This is a genomic window from Vagococcus silagei (genome assembly GCF_004795745.1).
Classification (GTDB): Bacteria; Bacillota; Bacilli; order Lactobacillales; family Vagococcaceae; genus Vagococcus; species Vagococcus silagei.
Window position 1 is genome coordinate 1 of the sequence record NZ_SDGV01000034.1, and the last position, 6,538, is coordinate 6,538.

A 6,538-nucleotide genomic window follows, 5' to 3' on the forward strand; every position below is an offset into this window, starting at 1 on the left:
CAAGATTTCATACTAACATCAGAACTACTAAAGAACTAGAACAGGAACTTGTCACTAAAAGAAAAGAAAAGAAGAGATTAAGCAACTATACACTTTAGGTTTAACACTAGAAGAAATAGCAATTCAATTAGATGTATCTTTAAGAACTATCAAGTACAACTTTAAGGATATAGCTTTGTCCGAAGAGGATATTAAGCAGGCAAAATACAATCGTAATATTATTCTTGACCTTGATGACAATTAATATTTTGAAAAAAATCACTTATATGTTATTATGGGTATAGAAAAAGAGGCATACGCTAATATGCCCCTCAATTCGTAGAAATAGCCGTTTCAAAGACGGTAGCTTTTAGAAAATGATTAATAATCATCTTAACTCTCGCTAAAGTGTTAAAAGATGATTATTTTTTTTGATTTTTATCGTCTTTTATCATCAAAACTAAAGTTGCGAACGCAATCATTAGTGATAATGCTTCAAAAACAGACACGATTATTCCTTTCTAGGGATAAAGCATGCTATATAAATCATAGGCATCACCCCTTTTTCAAGAGATTAGCCACCATCTTTTTTCGACTTCTTTATTCTACTGACGATAGTATAACACAATTTCCTAATGATGCAATTTTGACATGTACTTTGATTATAAAAAGTGCAATGTAAATCAAAAATCATGACACGTTAAACATAACTTTTACTAATCTTAAACATCCATAAAACAACCATTTGAGTTAGCTTAAAATGCTTGAAGACATTGCTAGATGTGGATTAAGATGTGGTTTAGCATAACTTTAGAAAGAATGAGATTCAAAACATGCTACAACTCTTGACGATAATGGAGAAGATATTTTAGATTCAGATGTGAATTGTGATGTAAAACCCCATAACCTACCAAAATAAACTAATTATAAAACTTATAACCCTCATTAATATTCGGTTATAAATTTAAAATGTGCATAAATAACCTGTTTTACACACTTTAAAACATACAAAAAGAAACATTCCCGTTAATGATGGGCGGTATGATGTAAACTCTTTAAAAGAGATATATTGATATAAAAGTAACCACATGAGACTTCTCGTTTCATGTGGTTTTTTGATGTGGAATGGGATGTAAATCTACTTAATTTAGTATGGTATAATGATTTTCTAAAGGAGGTTTATATGAATAAAATCAAGTTGTTTCTTTTAGCAATTTTTCTTTTTGTAATGAGTCAATCAGGAACTCTATTATCAGCGTACATAACAATAGAACTATCTCCAAACATATTAAACACTTCATTACTTGCTTTATTTTTCATTTTTTTAATCAGTTGTTTCTTATTCATATCAACTAAATTAAATTTGAAAAGTAAATTAACCAAATCAGATATTAAGTATGTATTTATGACACCTATTGCTATTTTTGTTATCAACGTTATTACAAAGGCTTTATTTAATATAACTGATAATTCACAAAATCAAGAAGCTATTCTATCAGATATTTCAAAAGGATTTATACCTGTAAGTTTAGTTCTTTTGACAGCCCCATTATTCGAAGAAATAATTTTTAGGGGAATAATTTATCAAAAAATATTCAATAAAAATATTATAGGACTACTTATTCAAGCTTTTTTATTCTCTTTACCACACATCCTACCTGATATTTTAGGTGGTACATTTCATTTAGCTTTCTTTTTACAATATTTTATACCTGCTATCATTTATGCATTGGTTTACAAAAAAACAAATAAGTTGGAAATTCCTATATTAGCTCACTTTGTTAATAATGTCTTTCCTGTTCTTATACTAGTTATCATTATAATTTTTGAAATACCTTTATAGTTATTGAAACCACATGATTAAACTATTTCATGTGGTTTTTTTTATAACTTGAAAATGGACTACTTACTAATCTTTATAATACTCATAACACAATTTTATTCATCTTAATAAAATATTAAGACTTAAGAAAGACTTAAGAATTGATTTAATAATTTCTTTAGATTTTACCATTATATTAAGAGTATCAAAACAACAAAGGAGCATATGACTTATGGAAACAATACTAGAACTTAAAAATATATCAAAAAAATTCAAACAACAGATAGCTTTAGACAATGTTAATCTAACTATTAAAAAAGGAGACATCTACGGCTTAATCGGTAGAAATGGTGCGGGAAAGACAACTCTCCTTAAGATTATAACAAGTCTATCAAAACAAACATCAGGAACTATTCAATTATTTGGCTCAAATAATCAGAAACAATTTATTAACGCTCTTCACAGAACTGGAAGTGTCATTGAAACACCTGTCGCTTATGATAATCTAAGTGCTAAAGAAAATTTAATCTACTATAGTAAGTTACGTGGGGTTGTAGATAACGAAGATATTGATAAAATGTTGGAACTAGTTGACTTGGCAAATGTTGGAAAGAAAAAATCTAAACACTTTTCTCTTGGAATGAAACAGAAACTAGGTATTGCCATTGCTTTACTGAGTAAGCCTGATTTTTTAATACTAGACGAACCTATCAATGGTTTAGACCCTATCGCCATCGTCGAATTTCGTGAACTATTAAAGAAATTGAATAAAGAATTAAATATAACTATTCTTATTTCAAGTCATATCCTAACGGAACTATATCATGTAGCTAATAGGTTTGGAATTTTAAATCAAGGAACATTAATTGAGGAATTATCTAAAGAAGAGTTCGAAGCTTTATCACGTCATATGATTACGTTACAAATTGAAGATACTGCAAAAACATCACAACTATTAGAACAATACTCTATTAATGATTTCAAAGTTATATCAGGTTCAGAAATCAATATCTATGACGAAACAGTAGAAGTATCACAATTAGTTAGACTTTTGTCTGACGAAAATATTAAAATCAATGGAATTTACAAAAGTGGTGTAGATTTAGAAAGTCATTTTAAATCTTTAGTTGATGGAGAATATAATCAAACACAAATGGAGGGATTTTAACATGTTAGCAACACTTAGAGCAGATTTTTATAGATTGTTTAAAACAAAAGGATTTTGGATTGCACAAGGATTTATCATTACATTTATATTTATTTCAATTAGTGGTCAAAGTATAGGTTCTATAGGAGTTGAAGATAGTGTTTCATCCGAACAGGCACAAGAAGCTTTTAGTATAGCATGGACTGGTGTCACTTCCGTAAACGCTATGTCCTATATGATGTCCTTTTTCTTCTACTGCATGCTACCACTTTTAGTTATAATTGTAGGACATGATTTTACTAAACAAACATACAAAAACATTTTAACAGTAGGAATTTCTCGAACAAAATACTTCTTTTCTCAATACATTTCATTTTTGATGATAATTCTATTGCAAGTATTTTATGTATACATCGTTTCATTTTTAACTGGGACATTATTTTATGGTGTGGGAGAAGACTTTAATTTAAACCAAGTGAAAGAATGGCTTTTTGTCGGTACTGTTCAATTCTTAATGATTACAGCCGTTATGACATTAAGTTGCTTAGTTATCTATTTAACTAAAAACAATGTACTAGCTATTCTTATCGCTATTCTATTTCCTCTATTTGTAACTTTGGCTAATATGTTTTTTTCTTTAGACTTCATTCAATTTTTTGACTTCCAAGGTATATTAACTGATACCGAATTTATTTTAAGTGGTTCTAAAGAACTATGGCAAAGTATTGGGACTGCACTTATGACTATTATTTTTTTATTAGGTGTAACTGTTTGGCAGTTTGATAAAGCAGAATTATAATACATTAAAAAAGGAAGTGACAATTTTTGTCACTTCCTTTTAAACATTCAGTTTAGGTATTTGAATCTCAAGATTAAATTTATTATCTCCTCCATAAGCAGACACACTGCCACCTAATAGATTAGTTAACTCTTGAATAATAAATAATCCCAAACCTGAATTTTTATTCACTCTAGCAAAGTCTTCCGTATAAAAACGTTCAAATAACTTATCATAATTTTCTATTAAGACAGTTGTTTTGTTAGAAAATAACATTGTAATTTTATCATCATTTTCTTCTAATATTATTTCTGTTTGTATTACTCCATGATTAAGGATATTTCCAATAGCATTTTCTATAATCCTTGTTAGTATCGTTTCATCGCTTGTTAATAAAATATTTTGTTCGATATTCAAGGAGACATTTATATTTTTTTCTGTAAAAGCATTGTAAAAACTTAGACAGGATTTTTCTAATAATGATGATAGTTTAATAACTGATAAATCTACTTCTACTCGTTGTTCTATCAAGCGATTGTATGTTAGTAAATCCTCTAATTTCTCCTCAACATTATCTAAGTTATGACGAATTTTTTCTACTAATTCTTTTTTTTCTAATTCAGTAGAACGGTTTAACAATTGAACATATCCATTAGCCACTGTGAGAGGCGTTCTAATATCATGAGAAATATTATTAATCGCCATATCAAATTGTTCATTACTTTCAATTACTTTCTGATAGTTTTCTTTATTCATTTGAAGTAATCGATTAATTTCTAAGGATAATTTTTTGAACTCTCTATTTCGTGTGGGTATTTCTATGACTGTATTTGTCTGTATCGAATTAATATAGACTAGCTGTTTTATTATCTTTCGTATTAAAAATTGCATCCGAATCAAGTATATCAATAGAAGTACTATAAAAACCACCATAATATAAATCATCTTTTTATCTCCTATTCTGATAATTTAATTCCGATTCCCCAAACAGTATCAATATATTTTTCTTGGTTATCTAATTTAGCTATCTTTTTTCTCAAGTTACTTATATGAACATTTATTGTGTTTTCGTCACCATAGTAACCATCCTTCCACACATTTTCATAAATATCTTCTTTCGTATAGATTTTTTTTGGATATTGAATGAGTAACTTTAATATCTCTGCTTCTTTTCTAGATAAATCAATTGTTTCTTTTTCTTTTTTTAATTGAAACATAGTTAAATCTAATTCAATATTTTTATAAAAAAGATTATTAGATACATCTTCTTTAGTTGGTATATTATTTCTTAATTGGACGCTGATTCTAGCTAGTAACTCATCAATATCAAAAGGTTTTGTGATGTAATCATTGGCTCCACTTAATAATAATTCACTAATCGTTTTTTTTTCTGACACTGCTGTTAACATAATTACTGGAGTATTTACTTTTTCTCTTATTTTTAATAATAATTTATCACCCGTTACTCCCGGCAACATCATATCCAATAGAATTAAATCAAATGATTCTTTTTCTTGTAGTAATATAGCTTCTGTTCCTGAATACGCTGAAAATACTAAATATGTATTTTTCAATATTTTTTTAATTAGTTCATGTAACTCTATATCATCTTCAACAACCAGTATACGTTTCATTGCAGTTATCTCCTCACACAGTATTCGTCATTTATTATAATCTAATTCACTTCTATTTACTTTTTTTAAACCTTATTTTCTTAGATTTCTTTTATAAATAGCTTAATTTCTTTTGCTATTTCTAAAGCTTTATGGTTATGCAAATAGTGTGGACAATCGTAATAGACAATTTTCCCCATACGGCTCTTACTTCTCAAATTCTCTTGTATAGAAAACCATTTATCTTTTTTTATTCCCGTTCCCTTACCATTAGAAACTAATATTAATAGAGGTAATGACTTTAGATCAATGTCTCTCACTTTCTTACTATTTCTTTTTACTTCCCTAACCTCATTCAAGGTGGCTGTTGAGGTGAAATTCTTATAAAATAATTCTTTATAAGTATCTTTCTCGATTTGAGCTAAATTACCATATTTTACAGCATCTGACTCAATAGCTTTAGGAAATATTTTTGTTACATTAGCCTTCACTAACCATCTGTTTATTTTTAAACCAATTAAACTAATCTTTAAGTTTTCATAGGCTTCATACGTTGCCATATCTAAACCTATAATTGTAGATATTTCTTGAGGATATTTTTTATACCAATACAGAGCTTCGATACCTGACATAGAATGAGGAGCTAGCATATACGGTGGCTTAATTCCTTTTTTGTTTAAAGCTCCCCTTGTTTCCTCTAGAATTGTATCAATATCTCGAGAATTTTCTGTATCACTACTAAAACCATAGCCAAATTTTTCAACTACAACTATTTTGAAATCTTCTTCTAAACGAGCTAATTTCATAATTATGATGCCTTGATACATTAGCGTTCTAAAAACAATAAAAATAAGAACCTCCCCATCTGTTATAATTATGATGTCCTGACAGACTCTTAAACAGAAAGGAAGATTCCTATGTCTATCATACAACAACCAACGCTTTTTGACATCCAAATTCTACAAGAACTTGAGATTGAAGTAAAATATCAAGAGTTTTTCTCCCCATTAGAGCTAACGCCATTGATTGCTTTATTTCAAAAAGAGAATACTGTCGGCGCGCCAGTTACCATTAATTACGAAGCAGCACTTCGTGCTGTTTTAGTGAGCTTTTTAGAAGGCATTCCAACAATTAAAGCTTTAGTTATGAGAATTAAGCAAGATGTTCGATTTAAGCTTAGTTTAGGATTTCTATTTGGC

Annotated in this window: 7 protein-coding genes; 4 read left to right on the forward strand and 3 right to left on the reverse strand. The window is 28.5% G+C overall.

Annotation, left to right across the window (positions count from 1 at the left end; translation table 11 throughout):
- Positions 1 to 1,162 precede the first annotated feature (1,162 nt).
- From ESZ54_RS11760 to ESZ54_RS11770, 3 genes are all read left to right on the forward strand, one after another.
- A complete protein-coding gene (locus ESZ54_RS11760) occupies positions 1,163 to 1,822 on the forward strand; it encodes a CPBP family intramembrane glutamic endopeptidase (protein WP_162615184.1) in 660 nt (219 codons plus the stop codon).
- Between the two features lie 211 nt (positions 1,823 to 2,033).
- Entirely contained in the window at positions 2,034 to 2,969 is a 936-nt protein-coding gene (locus ESZ54_RS11765; protein WP_136137849.1) for an ABC transporter ATP-binding protein, read from the forward strand.
- 1 nt (position 2,970) lies between these two features.
- On the forward strand, positions 2,971 to 3,747 hold the full coding sequence (locus tag ESZ54_RS11770; RefSeq protein ID WP_162615185.1) for an ABC transporter permease: 777 nt from the start codon (positions 2,971 to 2,973) through the stop codon (positions 3,745 to 3,747).
- A 39-nt stretch (positions 3,748 to 3,786) separates the two neighbouring features.
- On the opposite strand, the gene ESZ54_RS11775 is transcribed toward ESZ54_RS11770, so the two are convergent.
- From ESZ54_RS11775 to ESZ54_RS11785, 3 genes are all read right to left on the reverse strand, one after another.
- A complete protein-coding gene (locus ESZ54_RS11775) occupies positions 3,787 to 4,482 on the reverse strand; it encodes a sensor histidine kinase (protein ID WP_162615186.1) in 696 nt (231 codons plus the stop codon).
- Positions 4,483 to 4,682: 200 nt separating this feature from the next.
- Positions 4,683 to 5,360 (reverse strand): response regulator transcription factor, encoded by a 678-nt coding sequence (locus ESZ54_RS11780; RefSeq protein ID WP_136137852.1) that lies wholly within the window; start codon positions 5,358 to 5,360, stop codon positions 4,683 to 4,685.
- A gap of 80 nt (positions 5,361 to 5,440) precedes the next feature.
- On the reverse strand, positions 5,441 to 6,166 hold the full coding sequence (locus tag ESZ54_RS11785; protein WP_204249559.1) for an alpha/beta fold hydrolase: 726 nt from the start codon (positions 6,164 to 6,166) through the stop codon (positions 5,441 to 5,443).
- A gap of 90 nt (positions 6,167 to 6,256) precedes the next feature.
- Between ESZ54_RS11785 and ESZ54_RS11790 the strand changes: the two genes are divergently transcribed.
- Positions 6,257 to 6,538: transposase (locus ESZ54_RS11790; protein WP_136137409.1), on the forward strand; the 282-nt coding region annotated here is incomplete at its 3' end.

Excerpts from the sequence above, each read along its gene's own strand:
- ESZ54_RS11760 (WP_162615184.1), top strand. The coding sequence starts at position 1,163 with ATGAATAAAATCAAGTTGTTTCTTTTAGCAATTTTTCTTTTTGTAATG.
- ESZ54_RS11765 (WP_136137849.1), top strand. The coding sequence starts at position 2,034 with ATGGAAACAATACTAGAACTTAAAAATATATCAAAAAAATTCAAACAA.
- ESZ54_RS11770 (WP_162615185.1), top strand. The coding sequence starts at position 2,971 with ATGTTAGCAACACTTAGAGCAGATTTTTATAGATTGTTTAAAACAAAA.
- ESZ54_RS11775 (WP_162615186.1), bottom strand. The coding sequence starts at position 4,482 with ATGAATAAAGAAAACTATCAGAAAGTAATTGAAAGTAATGAACAATTT.
- ESZ54_RS11780 (WP_136137852.1), bottom strand. The coding sequence starts at position 5,360 with ATGAAACGTATACTGGTTGTTGAAGATGATATAGAGTTACATGAACTA.
- ESZ54_RS11785 (WP_204249559.1), bottom strand. The coding sequence starts at position 6,166 with ATGTATCAAGGCATCATAATTATGAAATTAGCTCGTTTAGAAGAAGAT.